This is a genomic window from Sphingobacterium sp. T2, from assembly GCF_000814685.1.
Lineage (GTDB): Bacteria > Bacteroidota > Bacteroidia > Sphingobacteriales > Sphingobacteriaceae > Sphingobacterium > Sphingobacterium thermophilum.
The window spans coordinates 1-19,687 of sequence record NZ_JXAC01000190.1 but is presented as its reverse complement, the minus strand read 5'-3'; the positions used below and the strand labels follow the sequence as shown (position 1 = coordinate 19,687).

Genomic DNA, 19,687 nt, shown 5'->3' with positions numbered 1-19,687 from the left:
GTCGAAGAAAATATGGTTAAGAAATTAGTCAGACGTMSMGTCACCAAGAGTTTTAGTAATATTACAAATTACAATTGCCTCCCTAGAGCTAGCTCCTGATAGGGTAAAGTATGAGCAATATGGAGAGTCTGTGGAGGGGAGACCTTTGTATGTTTTCTTTGTGTCTTCGACAAAAAATATAGCGCGGCTCGAACAAATAAGGAAGAGCAACATGTCCATTGTGGGGGAAGAACGTGATGGATTCATTCTTGAAGATATGCCTGCCATCATCTGGATGAGCAACAATGCACATGGCAACGAAACTTCTTCTATGGAAGCTTCGATGATGACTTTATATGAACTTGTAAATCCGAAGAACTCAAAGATGCAGGCTCAGCTGGAAAATACCTTGGTAATTATAGATCCCTGTCTAAATCCTGATGGTACCGAACGTTATAACAATTGGCAGAACGGTATCTTGGGGGTTAAATACAACCCTAATCTCTATGCCCGGGAGCATGCGGAGCCATGGCCTGGAGGTAGATACAATCATTATTATTTTGACCTGAACAGAGATTGGGCATGGCAGACGCAGGTAGAAAGTGTACAACGGATGAAAATTTATAATTCATGGCTGCCTCATATACATGTAGACTTCCATGAGCAAGGTATTAATGCTCCTTATTATTTCCCTCCTGCTGCAGAGCCTCTACATGAGGTTATTACGCCTTGGCAGCGTGAGTTTCAGGCTGTCATCGGCAAGCATAATGCAAAATATTTCGATGAAAAGGGATGGCTGTATTTTACGAAAGAACGTTTTGACCTATTTTACCCATCGTATGGCGATACATATCCTATCTATTCGGGAGCTATAGGCATGACATACGAAAAGGCAGGTAATGGTTCAGCCGGACTAGGGGTGTATACCAATGAGAAAGATACCTTGACCTTGGTAGACCGGGCTATACAGCATCATGCTTCAGGAGTGAACTTGGTGGAAGTGGTGTCGCAGAATGCGCATCGTGTGGTAGAAGAGTTCAAGAAATTTTTCAGGCAAGCTCAGGAGGGAGAGCTATCTTCCTTTCATAGCTACGTCATCAAATATGAGGCGGCAAATGAAGGTAAATTACGTGCTTTAATGGAACTGCTGGATAAGAATAAGATAAAATACTATGCTGCAGAAGGAGTGTTCAAAGGGGTAGACTACAGCACGAAAAAGACTGTATCCTATGTGGCACGAGAAAAAGATGTGGTTATCCCCGGCAATCAGCCGAAGGCAGCACTAGTCAGGGTACTTTTCGAGCCGGAAGCGAAGCTTGTAGATTCGGTAACTTACGATATTACTGCTTGGTCGTTGCCGTATGTGTATGGATTGGAGGGAATAGCCTTGCAAACCAAAGTGTCGTCGATGAAGCCTTATTCTTTGGAGCGGGTGGACAATAACTTGTCGGAAAGCTATGGGTATGCCATTAAGTGGGATGGTTTCTCTTCCGCACAGGTGTTGGCTGCTTTGTTGCAACATGATGTTATCGTAAAGCGATCGGAGTATGCCTTCAAGCTAAATGGCGAAGATTTTCCGCGAGGTTCTCTACTTTTGTTGAGCAGCAACAATAAGAAGACAGACCTTAAGAAGTTATTGAAAGAGGTGGGTGATAAGTATGCCGTGAAGATTCATAGCATAAGTTCTGGCATCATCGAAGGAGCAAAAGATTTGGGAAGCTCGGATGTAAAAACCCTTAAAGCGCCTAAAGTTGTCATGTTAGCTGGAGAGGAGATAAGAGCTTTAAATGTGGGGGAGGTATGGCATTATTTCGATCATCAGCTTCAATATCCTATTACATTAGTGAATCCGAAAGATTTTGCACGCATAAAATGGGAAGAAGTGGATGTGTTTATCATGCCTAATGGAAATTACAGCTTCCTCAAAGATAAAGGTCTTGCCGAAGGTTTTGCTGCATGGGTAAGAAAAGGAGGCAAGGTTATCGCGTTGGAAGGAGCTGTAAGACAATTGGCTACACAGCCATGGAGCAGACTGAAGCCCGTGAAGCAAGATAGTACACAAAAAAGCCAAGACAGTCCGCTGAAAGCTTATTCGGACAGAGAACGTGAGTCTCTCAAGTCCTACACGGCAGGAGCAATCTATAAAGTAGATTTTGACGCTACTCATCCTTTGATGTATGGCATTAGCCGCTATTACACGTTAAGACAAAGCGGAACGTTATACGATTATTTTAAAGATGGAAGTGGTTGGAATGTGGGATATATTAAAGAAGGAGCTTTGATGAGTGGTTTTGTAGGTTATCAGCTTAGCAAAAAAATAAAAAACGGCCTTATTTTCGGAACGGAATCCGTAGGTGCCGGGACAATAATTTATCTGACGGACAATGTGCTGTTTCGTAATTTCTGGGAATCAGGGAAGCAGATCATGGCCAATGCTATTTTTCAAGTAGATTAAGTCCGAAATAAAAAAGGCGTCCACTAGGACGCCTTTTTTATATCATCTGTTTGAGTAGATGCAATGCGTAGTCGATAGTATTTACGTTGCTGATGGCCAGTCTAAGTTGTCCTTTAACCTCTTTGAGGTTGCAGATAGCCGGATTGGCTCCAACAAAGGCTAATACTTTTCCGAACTGTTCAGACTCGAAATAAGAGGACTTCGGATTGTTGACGAAATATCCTTTTAATGTCTGCTTTTTGAAAGATATCTTCTCGAAGCCTATGGTCTTTCCTAACCACTGCAGACGCAAGGTATTAAAGAGTTCATACACTTGAGGAGGAATAGGACCGAAGCGGTCTTCCAGAGCTTTCTCAAAAGCAGTAAGCTGCTCTTCGTTTTCCAGTTTGGCTATTTCGTTGTATAGATTGTAACGTTCGGTGATGTTGGTAACATATTCATCTGGAATCAAGACCTCCAAATCCGTATCTATCTGTGTGAAAGAAACATATTTTCGGTTTTTGTCTTCGTCAAAGAGGTCGCTGAACTCCTCTTCTTTCAATTCCTGTACCGCTTCATCCAGAATTTTGTTGTACATCTCAAAACCTATCTCGGCAATGAAGCCGGATTGTTCTGCCCCCAACAAGTTTCCTGAGCCGCGGATGTCTAGGTCGCGCATCGCTACGTTGAATCCTGATCCTAATTCGGAGAATTCTTCGATGGCTGAAAGGCGTTTGTATGCTTCCGGAGTAAGTGTTGATAGCGGAGGGCTCAGCAGGTAGCAGAATGCTTTTTTATTGGATCGTCCTACGCGGCCCCGCATCTGATGAAGGTCGCTGAGTCCGAACATGTGGGCTTGGTTGATGATGATGGTGTTGGCGTTAGGGATGTCCAGCCCCGCTTCAATGATAGTGGTGGCTACCAACACATCAAAATCATGGTTGATAAATTTTAACATTACATCTTCTAGATCATCTCCTTCGAGCTGTCCGTGGGCGACACCTACGCGAGCGTGAGGTACCAACTTTCTGATTAATGCTCCCAGCTGCTGCAGGTCTGCAACCCGGTTGTGGATGAAAAATACTTGTCCACCGCGGTCCAGCTCAAAAGTTACAGCCTCTTGGATTAGCTTTTCGTTGAACACGTGAAGTTCTGTCTGTACAGGCTGTCGGTTTGGTGGGGGCGTAGAGATGATGCTGAGGTCGCGAGCTCCCATCAGCGAGAAATGCAAGGTGCGTGGAATAGGTGTTGCGGTCAGAGTCAGTGCATCGACATTGGCGCGCATCACTTTCAGCTTTTCTTTCACCGAAACTCCAAATTTTTGCTCTTCGTCGATAATCATCAGTCCTAGGTCTTTAAATTTTACGTCCTTGCTTACCAGCCGATGGGTACCTATGATGATGTCTATTTTGCCTTCTTCCAGTTTTTTCAGAGTTTCTTTAATCTGTTTGCTAGTCTTAAAACGGTTTACATAGTCTATGTTTACGGGAAAACCTTTAAGACGTTCGGAGAAGGTGCGGTAGTGTTGCAAAGCTAAGATGGTAGTAGGCACTAGCACGGCAACCTGTTTGCTGTCGGCGACAGCCTTGAATGCGGCACGAATGGCTATTTCCGTCTTGCCGAAGCCTACGTCACCACAGACCAGCCTGTCCATAGGATGAGGAGACTCCATGTCACGTTTGACGTCGTTGGTAGCTTTCTCCTGATCCGGTGTGTCTTCGTAGATAAAGGAAGCTTCCAATTCTTTCTGAAGGTAGGTATCGGGGCTGAAGGCGTTTCCTGTCTGTGCTTTGCGAAGAGCATAAAGTTTGATAAGGTCACGAGCAATATCTTTTACCTTTTTCTTGGTTGTTTTCTTCAGCTTTTCCCAGGTGTCAGTGCCCAGCTTGTTCAGCTTAGGGACAGTACCTTCCTTGCCAGAATATTTAGAAATACGGTTGAGTGAGTTGATGTTGACGTAGAGTAAGTCGTTGTCGGCATATACGAGACGTATCATCTCTTGGGTTTTGCCGTTGACGTCTACCTTTTCCAGCCCCGCATATTTACCTACACCATGATCTATATGGGTGATATAGTCGCCGGGCTTGAGGTCTCGAAGCTCCTTGAGGGTGATAGCTTGCGAACGCTCGTAAGTTTTTATTCTTTTGTATTTGTAATATCTGTCGAAAATCTGATGGTCTGTGTAGCAGGCCAGTTTTATTGTGTCGTCGCGGAATCCTTCCCGCAAGGCTTTGTAAACAGGGGTAAATACCACCGACGAATCTAAATCTTCCAAGATGGCGAAGATACGTTCGATTTGTTTTGAAGAGTCCGAAAAGATGAGGTTCTTCACGCCTTTGCTTTCGTTTTCCTTGAAGTTGTGGATGAGGAGGTTGAAATCCTTGTTGAACGAAGGCTGAGGACGTATGTCGAACGTTATTATTTCGTCGGCCTTAAAGAAGAACTGCTTTCCGAACTCCACATTAGGGAAGTCGAACAGCATGGCTCCGAAATTTTTGTCGTCTGTAAATGTAAATCTTGGATCAATCCATTCTGGATTGTTTTTTATATCCTCTTCGGATAACGCTTTCCATAGTTTGGGAGGCTTTTTTGTATCCTTCACGGAGGATATCTAGCGTAAACTGGACATCTTTAATCCATATTACCGAATTGCGGTCAATATATTCCAACAGTGAAATATGGTTGTTTGCCAAAAACTTTGCCTGAACATTGGGAACGATGGTCACTGTATGGATTTTGCCTACTGAGAGTTGGCTTTCTATATCGAAGGTACGTATGCTTTCTATTTCATCCCCAAAAAATTCTATTCGGTATGGTAAGTCATTAGAGAAAGAGAAGATGTCTACGATACCACCACGTATAGCAAACTGTCCTGGCTCATAAACGAAATCCACCCTTTCGAAGTCATATTCGTAGAGGAATTCGTTTATGAAGTCTATGCTGAGTTTTGTGTTTTGCGTAATGGTAAGCGTGTTTTTCTCTAGGTCCTGCCTGTTGATGACCTTCTCGGCTACAGCTTCGGGATAGGTAACAACCATTTTTGGTAGCTCGGAGGTGTGGTTCAAAGCGCTTAGCGTTTCGGCACGCTGCAGCACATGTGTGCTGTCCAGCTGAGTGAAGTCGAAAGGCTTGCGATAGGATGATGGAAAAAACAACACCTGCTTTTCGAAGGCACTTTCCAAGTCGGATTGAAAATAGGCAGCATCTTCATGTGTAGGAAGGATGAAAAGGTAGGGACGCTCCTGCAGCTGATAGGAGGTAGCAGCCACCAAAGCATCTGAAGAGCCTATTAGCCCTTTGAGTTGAATTTTATGGATTTTTACCTTGAATAGCCTTTACAAGCGAAGAGACTTGTGTGGTTTGACCGTAATATGATAAGATTTCTTGAATATTCACTTAACTCCCAATGTTTTGATGCAAAGTTAGTAAAATTATGGCTTTAGGGTCAGTGCTTTTTGGATAGACTTTCAAGAAAACGGCATGGAGCGAGGAGAGGGATAGGGTTGCTATCTAAAAAGAAGGCCTGCTTTGTGGGCAGGCCGAGCTTAATGAAACAAAAATTACTCAGTTATAAAGGGTAAGTTGTGGTAACATTTTTAATTTTCCATCCTTCCTCAGACTGTACTAAGGTAACATAGTCTACGCGTTTGAAGGTCGGGAACTCCATAGTTACTTTTCCAATGGTAGTGTTACCCGTCTGGTCGAGGATTTCTATCGTTTGCTCGCAATCGAATTTGTTGTCTTTCAAAGATTTCAGGTACTTCAGATACGATTTTTTGTCGTGTTTGTCGTCATTAGCTGTATTTCTGTATTCGAAATCGTCGGCGAACATGATTTTGTTATACATGTCACTACCTAGGATGGAAGCACTGACATAGCTAAAGAGGACTTCTTTATTGTTTAGGTCTTTGTAAGGTTTTACGTTAGCATTGGCACTATATACAGAAGCTACTAAAGCGATGATTACTGCTGCGATTGTTGTTATTTTTCTTTTCATGACTTTAATGTTTATAATGTTTAATGTTTTCTGATGTTTTGATATGACAAAGTTATAGCGCAGCAGAGGCCAAGAGAATGGCTTTTCGACTAATTTATCTCGAAAATCGGTAAATCCCGCTCTCTTATCGGTAAATAAATCTAGCGATATTTAAAGGCGGTGAAAAAGGTAGGAAAATGTTTAGAGGAGCTGATGAGCTTCGGAAAAGCTTACTACTTTGTCATAGCTTTCTTTGAGGTCAAACTGTAAATCTTCGTGTAGTTTGTCGTACTTGCTCAAGGTTGTCTTCAGGCGTGCCGACACGTAGCGGCGAAGTTTATCGGAGGCAGCTACATAGCTATTCTGAAATAGGGCGGGATAATAAGAAAAAGCCAACTCAAGAATCAAGAGTCTAAATTCTACTTCACTAAACTTGTCTTTCGTGATTTTTTCATGTTCGTTGATCATGCCACTAGCCTGTCGCAACAGAGTAGTTAGAGTACGATAATTGGAGTACAGGGGAACATTTTTCACTCCCGACTTTTCTGGGGTGAGCAGGGAGCTAAGTTTTTCCCTCAGCGTATTAATCCGGTCTTCTAGGTCGTATTCGTTTTCGAGAAGCTGAAAGTGGAGTTGCTTCATGAGCATCTTATCTTTACTGATAAGGCGTACCAGCAGCTTGTCCTTTTCTTTAGGAGGAAGATTCAATATAGCTTCTTTAAGTTCCGGGTCTTTATGTAATGACATGCTATAAAGTTAGGAAAAGAAGGTTAATTTATTCCTATTGTTACGTAACGTAATGGTATAATTTACTTATCCGTAAAAAGTACCATTAAATATGCTAATAGTACCATATAGAGTTAAGTTTTAGAAGTATCTTTGTGAACGATGGCAAAAGTTCCTGTAATAGAGCAATGTGTTGTGTCTGATGGCTTTAATCAAGAGTTTATGATTGAAAGCTTGGCACATTATCTAGATAGGAATAAGAATTTAGTTTTTCCGCATCGCCATAATTTTTACCACTTCGTTTTGTTTACGAAGGGGGGAGGGAGCCATACTATAGACTTTGAACGCTTTGAGGTAGAGCCTTGGCAGATTTATTTCATGTCTCCGGGGCAGATTCATACGTGGGAGTTTGGCGAAAACATGGATGGATATGTGGTAAACTTTCACAAGGATTTGTTTAAGGATGTGTTGTTGCGGTCCGATTATCTGATGATGTTTCCTTTTTTCTCGGGTTTGGTGATGAGATGGCGTTTTTGTTGATAGAGGAGGAAGACCGTAATCTAGTGACAGAGATATTAGACCGTATACTGCAGTATAGAGGTGATGTTTCTTTCATTAAAGCCTCATTGCTGTATCTTTTCCAGCTTTTGAACAGGCAGCGGATTTCTTCTTTCAGTACGGAGTCTAGTGTTTACAACCACACTTTGCTGCGCAATTTTCTAAATCTTATAGAATCTAACTTTAAATCCTTACGTTTGCCAAAAGAATATGCAGCATTGCTGTATATCACACCGAACCATTTAAATGCATTATGTAAGGAGTTATTAGGTCAGTCGGCAGGGGAGATCATTCGCGACCGTGTGATTTTGGAAGCCAAAAGACTCCTTGTCATCAAAGATTATTCTGTGGCTGAGATCGCATATGAGCTAAATTTTAACGATAATTCGTATTTTACAAAGTTTTTTAAAAAGGCAGTAGGGGTTACCCCTGAAGAGTTCAGAAAAAAGTTAATAAATCATATATAGAAAAACGTTTACTATGTCAACAAAATATACCATACCAAGTGAGTGGAAGAGTGCTGTGGATGGCAAGTGTCCTAGATGTCGTACCGGCAACATGTTCAGAGCCCCTTTATTGAGTTTCAAGTCGAAGAAGATGTATGACACTTGTCCGCATTGCGATTTGAAATTTGAGAAAGAGCCTGGATATTTTTATGCGGCTATGTATGTGAGTTATGCTTTTGTGGTGGCTGAGCTGGTGACAGCATGTGTAGGTACCTATATTCTTACCGGCAATCTAGAGTCTCCATGGTTGTATCTTTCGGTAGCGGTAGCTGTTTCCTTAATCTTGGCGCCTTTCAACTATCGTTATTCCAGAGTTGTGTTGATGTACTGGATGACGCCTCAGTTTAAGTTTCAAGAGCGTTATTTCCTGAAAGGAAAATAAGGACATCTTCAATAGGTCAAATCCGATTATATTGTAACAAAATAATAGGGATTTATCGTCTTGCGGCGATTAATCCCTAATTTAGTTATAGAACAATTTAGTATTCTAAATATGAGATATTACGCATTACTCTTTTTAATGGTTTTATCCGGAATAGCTTTGGGACAGCGCAAGGGCTATTGGCAACAGGATGTAAAGTATACGATGGATATTGATGTGGACGAGAAAAGCTATCAGTATGATGGCAAGATGACCTTGGAATATGGCAACAATTCCGGTCGATCATTATCTAAAGTTTATTTTCATCTGTATTTCAATGCTTTTCAGCCGGGGAGTATGATGGATAACCGTTTGATATCCATTGCCGATCCGGATTCCCGTATGACCAAAAATATAGGAACTAAGGAAAAGCCGGTCTATCAGAGCCGCATTTCTACGCTTACTCCTGAACAGATAGGCTATCAGAAGATATCGACGCTGAAAGTAAATGGTGTGCCGGCACAATTCAAAGTGGATGGGACCATCTTGGAAGTAGAGCTTCCACAGCCTATTGCCGACGGTAGCAAGACGACCTTTGAGATGGAGTGGAAAGCACAGGTTCCAGAGCAGATTCGAAGAAGTGGTCGTAATTCCAGAGAAGGTGTAGCCCTTTCGATGACGCAGTGGTATCCTAAGATGGCGCATTTCGATGATTTTGGATGGCATTTGGATGAGTATGTAGGCCGAGAGTTTGTCGCCCCTTTTGGCAATTTCGATGTGACGATCCATATCCATAAAGATTATGTTATCGGCGGATCTGGCAGTCTTACAAAACCCTTCAGAGGTGAAAGGCTATGTGAAAAATGCCAAAATAAAGACTAACAGCACAAAACAAGGCTACATGGCACTTTAAAGCTCATAATATCCATGACTTTGCATGGGCAGCGGATCCAAAATTTGTAGTAGACTCTACAACTTCCAAAGGTGGAGTTAAAATTTATACGGTATTTATACCTGCCAATAAGGAGATTGAAAACAACTGGAAACAAGCGTTGGGCTTTGCAGCAGAATTTTTCGATTTTGCTTCAAGCCGCTTCGGTGCTTATCCTTGGCCTACCTATACCATAGTGCAAGGAGGGGATGGTGGTATGGAGTATGGTACTGCAACCTTGATTACAGGCAATCGTAACCTGAAAAGTCTTGTTAATGTGATTTTTCATGAGGCTGCACACTCGTGGTATCAACACCTTTTCGGTATTAATGAGACTGTGGATGAGTGGTTTGACGAAGGGTTTACTTCTTATGTGGAAGAGTTGGCTATGCATCACATCTTTGAAAGAAAAGGAGCTATCCCTACTAATCCTATTATGGAACCATATCGCGGCTACTATCGTTTAGCCCTTTCAGGGAAGGAAGAGCCGATGAGCCTTTTGGCCGACTATTACAATACCAACTATGCTTATTCGAATGCGGCGTATAACAAGGGTGCAGTAATGGCCGAACAGCTAGGCTATATTATCGGAAAAGAGAATCTTGAGAAGACATTTTTGAAGTTCTATGAGCTTTGGAAGTTTAAACATCCGACCCCTAATGATTTCAAGCGCGTAGCTGAGGATGTGTCAGGAATCAACCTGAAATGGTATTTCAACTTATTTATCAACACCACACGTAAAATCGATTACGCTATTGACACCATTGCCGGAAAAGAAATAATCATTCGCAACAAATCGGATTTCGCGATGCCTTTGGATATCCTAGTAGAATACAAGGATGGAAGTAAGGAGTTGTTTTACATCCCTTTGCGTGAGATGAGAGGCGAAAAGCCGGCAGAAAATTATGATATCTATGCAGGAGTGAAACGTACCGTATTGGAAGATTGGTTCTGGACAAAACCTACCTACTCTTTTACGGCGAGCAAAGAGGTGGCTAAAGTGTGGATAGACCCAACGCTTCGACTGGCAGATATTGAGTCATCCGACAACCATAAAATAGTAAAATAAGCGGATTTTAAATCCGCTTATTTTTTATGGATTAAGTGATTCCAACTCTAAAGGTATTGAATTATTATTGGTAAGTCTTTGTTGAGGACTTGTGGATTCTAATACTGAAACCATGAGATATAGAAATATCATGCACAGTATCATGGCAACACATACTAAAAACTCTTTCATAAGCATTTCTTATTTATCATGTTTTTCATACTAGGTAGTACTATATTGAACAGTTTATCTTAATATTTTGTTTAGATAAATAGTTGATTTTTTGAGAACAATTGGTTTTCCAACAGTTTTTGAAGCCTAATTGAAGCATGCTTTCTCTATCTTTGTCCGAAACGGAGGACAACGGATGATATACTTTCATATTCCATTTTGTAAGCAGGCCTGTCACTATTGTGATTTCCATTTTAGCACATCCTTGAAATATAAGGATGAGATGCTGGAGGCCTTGCAAACGGAACTTGTACGGAGGGCTGACTACTTACAAGAAAAGAAATTGTATAGTCTGTATTTTGGGGGAGGGACGCCTTCATTGCTGGAAAGTCAGCAGATATCAAAACTTATCGACCAGGTTTCCAAGTATTTTGATATCAGTGATGATGCGGAAATTACGTTGGAAGCCAATCCAGATGACCTGACCGCAGAGAAAGTTCGTTCGTTGCGCGATACTCCCATCAACCGTTTTTCTATAGGTATTCAGTCATTCTTTGAGGAGGACTTACGTTGGATGAACCGAGCTCACAATGCACAGGAGGCCGATGCTTCTATTAAGAGAGTTCAGGATGCCGGCTTCGAGAATATTACGTGCGATCTTATCTATGGATATCCTTTGCTGACGGACGAAAAGTGGAAGTACAACCTCCAACAACTTATCATCATGCAGGTGCCGCATATCTCTTCTTATGCGATGACGGTAGAAAAGAAGACAGCCTTGGCACATTTTGTCAAGGAAGGAAAAACTCCACCCATGAGCGATGTCCAGAGTGCTGAACAGATGCTGATGCTCATTGATACACTCACGATGGCCGGCTATGAGCATTATGAGATTTCTAACTTTGCAAAAAACGGTATGTATGCACGTCATAATACCAACTATTGGAAAGGAAAACATTATCTAGGCATAGGACCATCAGCACATTCCTTCAATGGAGAAAGCCGTTCATGGAATATAGCCAACAATGCCAAATATATAGAAGCCGTAAGTGAGGGCAAGGATTTTCAGGAAACAGAATATCTGCAAACAAAGGACCGATTCAATGAATATGTGATGACGTCCCTACGAACGATGTGGGGAATAGATATCGATAAAGTGAAAACTGATTTTGGAGAAAGTTGTGTTTCTCACCTACTACGAGACATTAATCCATTTATCGAACGGGAAGAAGTGGAGCTCAAAGAAGGCAGGTATCTATGTGCTACGACAAAAGGAAAGTTGATGGCAGACCATATTGCTTCCGAATTGTTTATGGTAGAAGAATAATTTTTAGCTGGAAAGAATTATCAAAGGCTAAAATTTAGCTACATACGGCTGAATTTTAGCTTTTTTATTTTTCGACAAAAGCTGTTTTTTTTAATGATTTGACAAAGGAATGGGGTTAAATTTTTTAATCTGATAAAAGGTTACTATAAGGTAGATGAAAAAATATTAAAAATGAAATATCAATAGGTTAATAATGAGTAATATACATAAGTTTGTGTCATAATAACCTAAGAAATTATGATACAACAACCGACTTTTGAGTCCGAAATCAGAAGTTATAAAAATCAGCAAAATGCTGCTGTAAAACTCATCAAAATTGTCAGTGATTTGTGGGTGAATCATTCCATAGAGTTGGTTTTCTTCCGAAATCAGTTGATGGACCGTCGTGTAAGCAAAGTGCTCAACTTGCATGAGGAGTCCAAAGCTATTGCAGGTAAGCCTATCAGCATTTTCTCTACATTGCAGGTTGCCGAAATCATGCAGAGCTTACATCTTGCGCCGTCGCGTATAGATATCGGTAAGCTGGCCTTAAAAATTCGTGAACAAGATATTGAAGAAGAACAGCTCCGTTATTTTATAAAGAAGGAGCTGGTGTCTGCCAAAGAACATCGCGAATTTGATCCTCGTGATGTGGTATTATATGGGTTTGGACGTATAGGTCGATTGTTGGCGCGTGAGCTTATCACTAAAGTAGGGGCAGGCCATACTTTGAGGTTGCGAGCTATCGTGACACGTGATAATATTGACAAAAAGACTTTAACGAAAAGAGCTGCTCTTCTTCAAAACGATTCTATACACGGAGAATTCGAAGGAACGGTAACTATAGATGAAGAAAAGAGAGCCCTTATAATTAACGGTGTTACAGTCTATGTAATTTCAGCTTCGACACCAGAAGAGATAGATTACACGAAGTATGGTATTCAGAATGCTTTGGTCATAGACAACACAGGCGCATTCCGTGATAAAGAACAGTTGTCACGTCACCTTGCTTCAAAAGGTGCTTCCCAAGTATTGTTGACAGCACCAGGTAAAGGTGTTCCAAACATTGTGTATGGGGTGAACAACGATATGATAGACACGGAAAATGAGAGTATATTTTCTGCAGCCTCCTGTACAACCAATGCCATCTCTCCGATATTGGATGTGATACATAATGCTATTGGGATTAAGCAGGGACATATAGAGACTATCCATTCGTACACCAATGATCAAAACTTGGTGGATAATATGCACAAAAAATCCCGTCGTGGTCGTGCTGCTGCCCTCAATATGGTTATCACGGAGACGGGAGCTGGTGGGGCTGTGGCCAAGGTGTTGCCAGATTTGTCCGGAAAGCTTACTTCTAACGCCATCCGTGTTCCGGTGCCCAACGGTTCTTTAGCTATCTTGCATCTACAGCTGAAGAAGAAAACGTCATTGGAAGAATTAAACGGGCTGGTGAAAGCGGCAGCATTGGACGGTCGTCTTACTGAGCAGATTAAATATTCTACAAGCGAGGAGTTAGTGTCTTCAGATATTATAGGCACTACGGCAGCTTCGGTGTATGACGCTCCGGCGACCATCGTAGCTCCGGACGGAAATAATGTGGTCCTCTATGTATGGTACGATAATGAGTATGGATATACGCACCAGGTGATGCGTTTAGCGCGACATGTGGCAGGGGTGAGACGCTATACCTACTATTAAGAAATTTCAGAGTCCAATTTTTATTTTCTTAGTTTTTGATAAGCCATCTCTAGGAGATGGCTTTTTTATTGCAAGAGCTTTTCCGTTTCAAGGTATTTCATGATAATTTGGGTGGCTCCCGCTCGTTGCTGTACGTATTTTTTTGCGGCAGCACCACATTCTTGCAGCTTATCTTTATTTTGAAGAGCTCCAAATACCGTTTTCAGCTGTTTATAATTGGAAATTGAAAATCCAGCCATAAGAGTTACTAAGTCTACTGCCTCTTGGAATTTCGCGTACTTAGGTCCGAAAATTACAGGTTTTCCATAAGTTGCTGCTTCTAATGTGTTGTGTATACCCACACCGAACCCTCCTCCTACGTAGGTGATGTCACCATAATGGTAAAGGGATGAAAGCATACCTATATTGTCGATGAGTAAGACTCGTCGAGCATGTATTTCTTCAGGTGAGTAATTTCTGAAATTGGAGAAGAGAAGCACCTGCCCATCAAACAGTTCTACGATGTTCTGAATATGGGTATCATGGATTTCGTGGGGAGCTATGATAAACTTCCAAGCGTTGAAGTCGTCATGCAGCTTTTTAAGAAGCTCTTCGTCAGGTTTCCAAGTACTGCCTGCGACAAGGACTCTATGCTCCCGACAAAAGCGTTCCACTTCGGATATGGGCTTATGCTGCACAGGAAGTTCAAGTACCCGGTCAAAGCGTGTATCTCCTGCAAGGCCGGCATTGGTGATATTTATCCACTTCAACATATGGACAGTATCCATATTCTGTGCGAAGAAATAGGTCACATTGCGTAGTATATCCCTGAAAAAGTCTCCATACGGCTTGAAGAAAATCTGCTCTTCCCTAAATATAGCCGAAATCATCAACAGCTTGATATTTCTTTTCTTTAATTCGACAAAATAGTGATGCCAATATTCGTATTTGGTAAATACGGCAAATTTTGGTCGGATAAGTTCTATAAATTGACGGGCATTTTTCGCTGTGTCCTCAGGCAGATAGAACACGTGGTCCGCAAGAGGCGTGTTTTTGCGTATCTCATATCCCGATGAGGAGAAAAAGGTGATAACAATTTTTTCGGAAGGGTATTTGATGCGGATCTTTTCGAGTACCGAACGCCCTTGCTCAAACTCTCCCAGCGAAGCAAAATGAAACCAGATATATTGTTGGTTAGGGTCTATCTGCTCTCGGATGGCTTTGAAAATATCTTTTCGGCCTTGAACCCAGAGTTTGGCCTTGCGGTGAAATGGCGAAATTATCCATAAAATCTTGCCATATAACCAAACACCAAGGTCGTATAATAATCGCATATTCTAAAATAATACTTATCTTCGTCAAAGATAAAAATTTAAACCTTTTCTAAACGGAGTTACGGTGCAAACTAGTAATCGCAAGCGCATATTAATCACAGGAGCTGCAGGGTTCTTAGGCTCCCATCTTTGTGACCGCTTTGTGGAGGAGGATTTTCATGTGATTGCGATGGATAACTTGGTTACGGGGAGCATAGAGAACATACAGCACTTGTTTCATCTTCCTAATTTTGAATTTTTCCATCATGATGTGACCAAGTTTGTGCATGTGCCGGGACGTTTGGATTATATACTTCATTTTGCTTCGCCCGCAAGTCCGGTAGATTATCTTAGAGTTCCAATCCAGACACTGAAGGTAGGCTCATTGGGTACACACAACCTGCTGGGGCTAGCCAAGGAGAAAAGAGCCCGAATCTTGGTAGCTTCCACTTCTGAGGTGTATGGGGATCCATTGGTATCGCCACAGACAGAGGATTATTGGGGCAATGTAAACCCTGTAGGGCCGAGAGGCGTATATGATGAAGCTAAGCGTTTTCTGGAGGCGATGACCATGGCGTATCACAACTTTCATGGTTTGGACACCCGTATTGTACGCATTTTTAATACGTATGGGCCGCGTATGCGTCCTAATGATGGAAGAGCGCTGCCGACCTTTATCGGCCAAGCCTTGCGGGGGGAAGATATTACTGTTTTTGGTGATGGCACGCAGACACGTTCGTTTTGCTATATCACAGACCAGGTAGAAGGTATCTTCCGTTTGCTGTTTGCGGACTATTGCTTCCCTGTGAATATAGGTAATCCGGATGAGATCAGCCTCAACACTTTAGTGAGTGATATTATTCGGCTTACTGGAAGTAAGTCCAAGGTTGTTTTTCAGGCCTTGCCGGAGGATGACCCCAAGCAGCGTCGGCCTAGCATAACTCTAGCGAAAAATATTTTGGGATGGGAGCCTAAAGTTTCACGTGAAGAGGGGTTACAAAGTGAACTATAGACTATTTCAAAACTATTTACGAGCATAAACGTTAAAATTATGAGCAGAATTTTGGTTACAGGGGGAACAGGCTATATTGGTTCTCATACTGTAGTAGAGTTACACAACGCTGGATATAAACCGGTGATCATCGACAACCTATCCAACTCCAACATTAAAATTCTAGATCAGATTGAAAAGATTATAGGTGTAAAGCCGGAGTTTCATCAATTTGATCTATGTGATGCGGAGAAGGTAAATGCATTTGTCCAAGCTAATCCAGACATACAAGGTATTATTCATTTTGCGGCGTCGAAGGCTGTGGGAGAATCTGTTCAAGATCCTTTGAAATATTATCACAATAATTTTTTTCTCATTGATTAATCTATTGAATGCTTATCGAGGAAAAAATGTGAACTTTGTATTTTCATCCAGCTGTACGGTGTATGGCGAGCCGGACGTTTTGCCTGTTACGGAATCGGCACCGGTGAAGAAGGCTACATCGCCTTACGGCAATACCAAGCAGATTGCTGAGGAGATTCTTCAGGATACGGCGAGTGCTTATGACAACTACCATATTATCGCATTACGCTATTTCAATCCGGTAGGGGCGCATCCTTCGGCATTAATAGGAGAGCTGCCAAATGGTGTTCCTCAGAATCTGTTGCCTTTCATCACCCAAACAGCTATAGGTAAAAGGGAGAAGCTCACCGTATTCGGTAATGATTACGATACGCCTGATGGTTCTTGTATACGAGACTATATTCACGTGGTAGACCTTGCCAAAGCTCATGTAGCGGCAATCAAACTACTGGAGAAGGGAAATCCGAATGGTAAGTATGATGTTTTCAATGTAGGGACGGGCAACGGCTATTCGGTATTGGAGGCTATTGCGGCATTTGAGAAGGCTTCGGGACAGAAGCTGAAATATGAATTTGGTCCTAGACGTGAAGGGGATGTAGTAAAAGTGTGGGGAGATGTCAGCAAATCTAACCGTGAGTTAGGCTGGAAAGCAGAGCTTGGTATCGATGAGATGATGGCATCGGCATGGGCTTGGGAAAAATACCTCAAGGAAAATCCTTTAGACTAATCTTTGTAGATAAAAAAATCCTTGCTTTTATTACAGCAAGGATTTTTTTATACTTATTTTTAATGAGCAAGCGTATAGGAAGAAAGTTTTGCGTAATAGCCTGTGCCGTCGTATTTTCTTTTATAAGGTACGGATTGGCATTCCTTTGAGCAGCAGCCTTCCATCTCCCAGCCACATTCATCGCATTGGGTGAAATGGTCGTTGCAGCGGGGATTTGCACAGTTTATCATTTTCTTTGTTGGCTTACCACAGTTGCGGCAGGTGGACACAATGGTAGGGTTAACTTTATTTATCGGCACAGTAACTCTGTTGTCGAAGACATAACAGTCCCCTTCAAAATCTACACCGCCCACTTCTTTTCCGTATTTGATGATTCCTCCGTGCAGCTGATAAACTTCTTCGAAACCTTCTTTAAGAAGGAGGGCTGATGCTTTTTCGCATTTGATACCACCGGTACAGTAAGTAAGGATTTTTTTGCCCTTCAGATGTTCCAGTTCTTTGACCTTTTCCGGAAACTCCCGGAAATTGTTGATATCCAGTGTTACCGCATTTTTGAAGCGACCAACAGAATGTTCGTAGTTGGATCGTACGTCGAGGATAACCACATCCTCGCGGTCTTTCATCTCCATAAATTCTTTGGGCTCCAGATATTTGCCGGTTTCTTTGGTAGGATCTATGATGTTGGGATCTCGGAGTCCTGAGTGTACTATTTCCGGTTTGTAGCGGCAGTGCATCTTTGCGAAGGAAGGTTGTTCTACGTTGTCGATTTTGAAGTCGGTGTGGTTGAATCTTCCGTCAGCATAAATGGCTTCCATATATGCTTTACATGCTTCAGGGGTTCCGGAAACTGTACCATTGAGACCTTCGTCAGCCACGATGATACGTCCTACGAGTCCAAGAGATTTACAAAATTCGAGGTGGTCTGCAGCAAACTTTTCTGCATTTTCGATACGGCTGTAGCAATAGTACAGCAATGTTTGATATTTAGTCATGTCATTGATACCGCTGCAAACGGCGTTTAATGTTAATTAAAAGATAAGCGACAAAGGTAGTAAAATATAATGGCTTGCTAGGAATTTCTTTACTTTTTAATTTAAAGGTTTTAAAAGGTAATTCTAAACCGTTGAGTTTGATTTCGTAAAGGGTTGCCAGCAGCAGTCCGAGTTTGCCGGGGGGGAATCCTTTTTTATAAACCATAGGAGGTAAGGTTCGGGTAAGTTGCATAAGAGCCAGCCTTGATATTTGCCGAAAGGCATCTTTGTGTTTGCTAATTCGATCAGAATTTCAGGGTTAAAAAGGCTGTTATTCTCTGGTTTTGCCATGGGTAATTCTATATTTTATCAGTCGGAAAGCGATGACGATATGGTTGAAAATGTTGGGTATGGTGCCGTAGTGTTTTTTAAAGATTTCGTAGCGTTCTTTCAAGCTTTGGCGATGTCTTTTTTGTGACATGCCGCCAACCAGATAGCGGGCTACATAACAGTGTACATATTGTGCGGTTTTCGCTTTTTTTGCAGCACGGATTACCCAGTCAATGTCGGCACTCAGCTTATACTGAAGGTCGTACGGTTCAGCAATATTGCGTTTTATGTATATTGCCTGATGGCATACGTTCATGCCGTAGCGGAAAGATTTCCAATCAAAAGTTGAAGGAGCCTTATGGCGGCGGTCACCCACGATGCGGCGCTCTTCATCCACCAGTTTCGTTTCGCCGTATATAATGTCGGCATTGTTACCTCTTTCGACAACGGTCTGAATGGTGCTGTTGTCGTATAGTTCGTCTCCTGAGTTGAGAAAAAGGACGTAATCGCCTGTAGCTTTGGACAGACCTTTGTTCATAGCGTCGTAGATGCCTTTATCTTTCTCGGATACTATAACATCTATGCTGCCTCTATATTTGTTGATGACATCTAGAGTTCCGTCAGTGGAAGCTCCGTCGATAATGATATATTCAATATTGTCGTAGGTCTGGTTGAGGACAGACAGTATGGTGTGTTCGATATCTCGAACGTTGTTGTAAACAATAGTTATGATTGATATTTTGGGAGATGTCACTTTTTTTTAACGTTTGTTCCAAAGCTTTTTAATATATCGTATGAGTCGTTGTGGTAAAGAGCCTTTACGAGTTCTGTAAAAATACTTAATTGCTTCGTAAGCGGTCTTATTTTCTTCAAATTCTTTCGGGAACTCGTTTATAGGTTCTGTAGCTAGCTCCACATGGTAGGCGTTGTCCACATCGGAATGGGTGCCGGAGCCGTCCGTACCCATATTTTGAATCATGGACTGACGGGGATAGAGCACTAGACCGTGGTTGTTAAAGATTGATAGGTACCAGCGTATAGCCCAAGAGTTTATCTTTCCTGCTTTAAATTCTTTGACTTGCTTCCAGAAGTTTTCGCTGTTGTCTATGCTAAATCTTTTGATTTTTTCGCTGGTGAAGCCTGCGGTAAGTTGGTCGATGTTTGGATTGAAGAGCTTCCCAAGCTCTTTCCCATGTTCGCCCAACCCCAGCTTGTTGCCACGCGGAAGAAGAAAGACTCAGGCAGTTTGTCGGCATCTTTGACAGGATACATGTATCCGCTTATTTCCATGACTTTGTCGTCACTTCGTT

16 protein-coding genes and 4 pseudogenes are annotated in these 19,687 nt (G+C 42.0%); 10 read left to right on the top strand and 10 right to left on the bottom strand.

Translation table 11 applies throughout. From position 1 onward, the window contains the following. Positions 1–58: 58 nt before the first annotated feature. A complete protein-coding gene (locus SD31_RS11565) occupies positions 59–2,434 on the top strand; it encodes a M14 family metallopeptidase (RefSeq protein WP_082021937.1) in 2,376 nt (791 codons plus the stop codon). 37 nt (positions 2,435–2,471) lie between these two features. Here SD31_RS11565 and mfd read toward each other — a convergent pair whose 3' ends face one another. From mfd to SD31_RS11550, 4 genes are all read right to left on the bottom strand, one after another. Continuing rightward, positions 2,472–5,015, bottom strand: coding sequence for a transcription-repair coupling factor (gene mfd / locus SD31_RS11560; RefSeq protein ID WP_410528260.1), 2,544 nt, complete (start codon positions 5,013–5,015; stop codon positions 2,472–2,474). Next, positions 4,936–5,682, bottom strand: a complete 747-nt coding sequence (locus SD31_RS21385) for a hypothetical protein (protein WP_410528261.1) — start codon at positions 5,680–5,682, stop codon at positions 4,936–4,938. Before SD31_RS21385 ends, mfd begins: the two co-directional genes overlap by 80 nt. A 299-nt stretch (positions 5,683–5,981) precedes the next feature. Further along, positions 5,982–6,410, bottom strand: coding sequence for a nuclear transport factor 2 family protein (locus SD31_RS11555; protein ID WP_039054231.1), 429 nt, complete (start codon positions 6,408–6,410; stop codon positions 5,982–5,984). Between the two features lie 180 nt (positions 6,411–6,590). Next, positions 6,591–7,136 carry a hypothetical protein gene (locus SD31_RS11550; protein WP_052259000.1) on the bottom strand — a complete coding sequence of 182 codons (546 nt, stop codon included), beginning with the start codon at positions 7,134–7,136 and terminating at the stop codon, positions 6,591–6,593. Positions 7,137–7,277: 141 nt separating this feature from the next. Here SD31_RS11550 and SD31_RS15545 point away from each other — a divergent pair, with 141 nt between their 5' ends. From SD31_RS15545 to SD31_RS11520, 7 genes are all read left to right on the top strand, one after another. Then, positions 7,278–7,655, top strand: coding sequence for an AraC family ligand binding domain-containing protein (locus tag SD31_RS15545; RefSeq protein WP_052258999.1), 378 nt, complete (start codon positions 7,278–7,280; stop codon positions 7,653–7,655). Further along, positions 7,640–8,140: an AraC family transcriptional regulator gene (locus SD31_RS15540; RefSeq protein ID WP_052258998.1), complete on the top strand. Its 501-nt coding sequence runs from the start codon at positions 7,640–7,642 to the stop codon at positions 8,138–8,140. The genes SD31_RS15545 and SD31_RS15540 overlap by 16 nt, the downstream gene beginning before the upstream one ends. Positions 8,141–8,153: 13 nt before the next feature. Further along, positions 8,154–8,561, top strand: coding sequence for a DUF983 domain-containing protein (locus SD31_RS11540; protein ID WP_039054230.1), 408 nt, complete (start codon positions 8,154–8,156; stop codon positions 8,559–8,561). A gap of 111 nt (positions 8,562–8,672) precedes the next feature. After that, positions 8,673–9,422 carry a hypothetical protein gene (locus tag SD31_RS19265; protein ID WP_231561522.1) on the top strand — a complete coding sequence of 250 codons (750 nt, stop codon included), beginning with the start codon at positions 8,673–8,675 and terminating at the stop codon, positions 9,420–9,422. Positions 9,423–9,592: 170 nt separating this feature from the next. Continuing rightward, the gene (locus tag SD31_RS19260) at positions 9,593–10,540 is read left to right on the top strand and encodes a M1 family aminopeptidase (RefSeq protein ID WP_231561521.1); all 948 of its coding nucleotides are present in this window, start codon (positions 9,593–9,595) and stop codon (positions 10,538–10,540) included. A 346-nt stretch (positions 10,541–10,886) separates the two neighbouring features. Then, a complete protein-coding gene (hemW, locus tag SD31_RS11525; RefSeq protein WP_082021936.1) occupies positions 10,887–12,017 on the top strand; it encodes a radical SAM family heme chaperone HemW in 1,131 nt (376 codons plus the stop codon). A 237-nt stretch (positions 12,018–12,254) separates the two neighbouring features. Beyond that, positions 12,255–13,703 (top strand): glyceraldehyde-3-phosphate dehydrogenase, encoded by a 1,449-nt coding sequence (locus SD31_RS11520; RefSeq protein ID WP_039054228.1) that lies wholly within the window; start codon positions 12,255–12,257, stop codon positions 13,701–13,703. Positions 13,704–13,768: 65 nt separating this feature from the next. Here the strand turns inward: SD31_RS11520 and SD31_RS11515 are convergent, their stop codons facing one another. Beyond that, positions 13,769–15,016 carry a 3-deoxy-D-manno-octulosonic acid transferase gene (locus SD31_RS11515; RefSeq protein WP_039054227.1) on the bottom strand — a complete coding sequence of 416 codons (1,248 nt, stop codon included), beginning with the start codon at positions 15,014–15,016 and terminating at the stop codon, positions 13,769–13,771. Positions 15,017–15,080: 64 nt separating this feature from the next. On the opposite strand from SD31_RS11515, the pseudogene SD31_RS11510 reads away from it, so the two are divergent. Further along, positions 15,081–16,042 (top strand): annotated as a pseudogene (locus SD31_RS11510) (UDP-glucuronic acid decarboxylase family protein). Between the two features lie 4 nt (positions 16,043–16,046). Further along, positions 16,047–17,076 (top strand): annotated as a pseudogene (galE, locus tag SD31_RS11505) (UDP-glucose 4-epimerase GalE). Between the two features lie 59 nt (positions 17,077–17,135). Here the strand turns inward: galE and SD31_RS11500 are convergent. The 5 genes and pseudogenes from SD31_RS11500 to SD31_RS19250 all read right to left on the bottom strand — a co-directional run. Next, positions 17,136–18,068, bottom strand: a complete 933-nt coding sequence (locus SD31_RS11500; RefSeq protein ID WP_039054226.1) for a rhodanese-related sulfurtransferase — start codon at positions 18,066–18,068, stop codon at positions 17,136–17,138. Between the two features lies 1 nt (position 18,069). After that, positions 18,070–18,332, bottom strand: a pseudogene (locus tag SD31_RS21380) (DUF3820 family protein). Positions 18,333–18,378: 46 nt separating this feature from the next. Continuing rightward, complete coding sequence (locus tag SD31_RS11490) at positions 18,379–19,131, bottom strand: glycosyltransferase family 2 protein (protein WP_039054225.1); 753 nt, start codon at positions 19,129–19,131, stop codon at positions 18,379–18,381. 6 nt (positions 19,132–19,137) lie between these two features. Further along, the gene (locus SD31_RS11485) at positions 19,138–19,581 is read right to left on the bottom strand and encodes a hypothetical protein (protein WP_052258997.1); all 444 of its coding nucleotides are present in this window, start codon (positions 19,579–19,581) and stop codon (positions 19,138–19,140) included. Beyond that, positions 19,482–19,687, bottom strand: a pseudogene (locus SD31_RS19250) (sugar transferase); the annotation flags it as partial. The pseudogene SD31_RS19250 and the gene SD31_RS11485, both read right to left, overlap by 100 nt.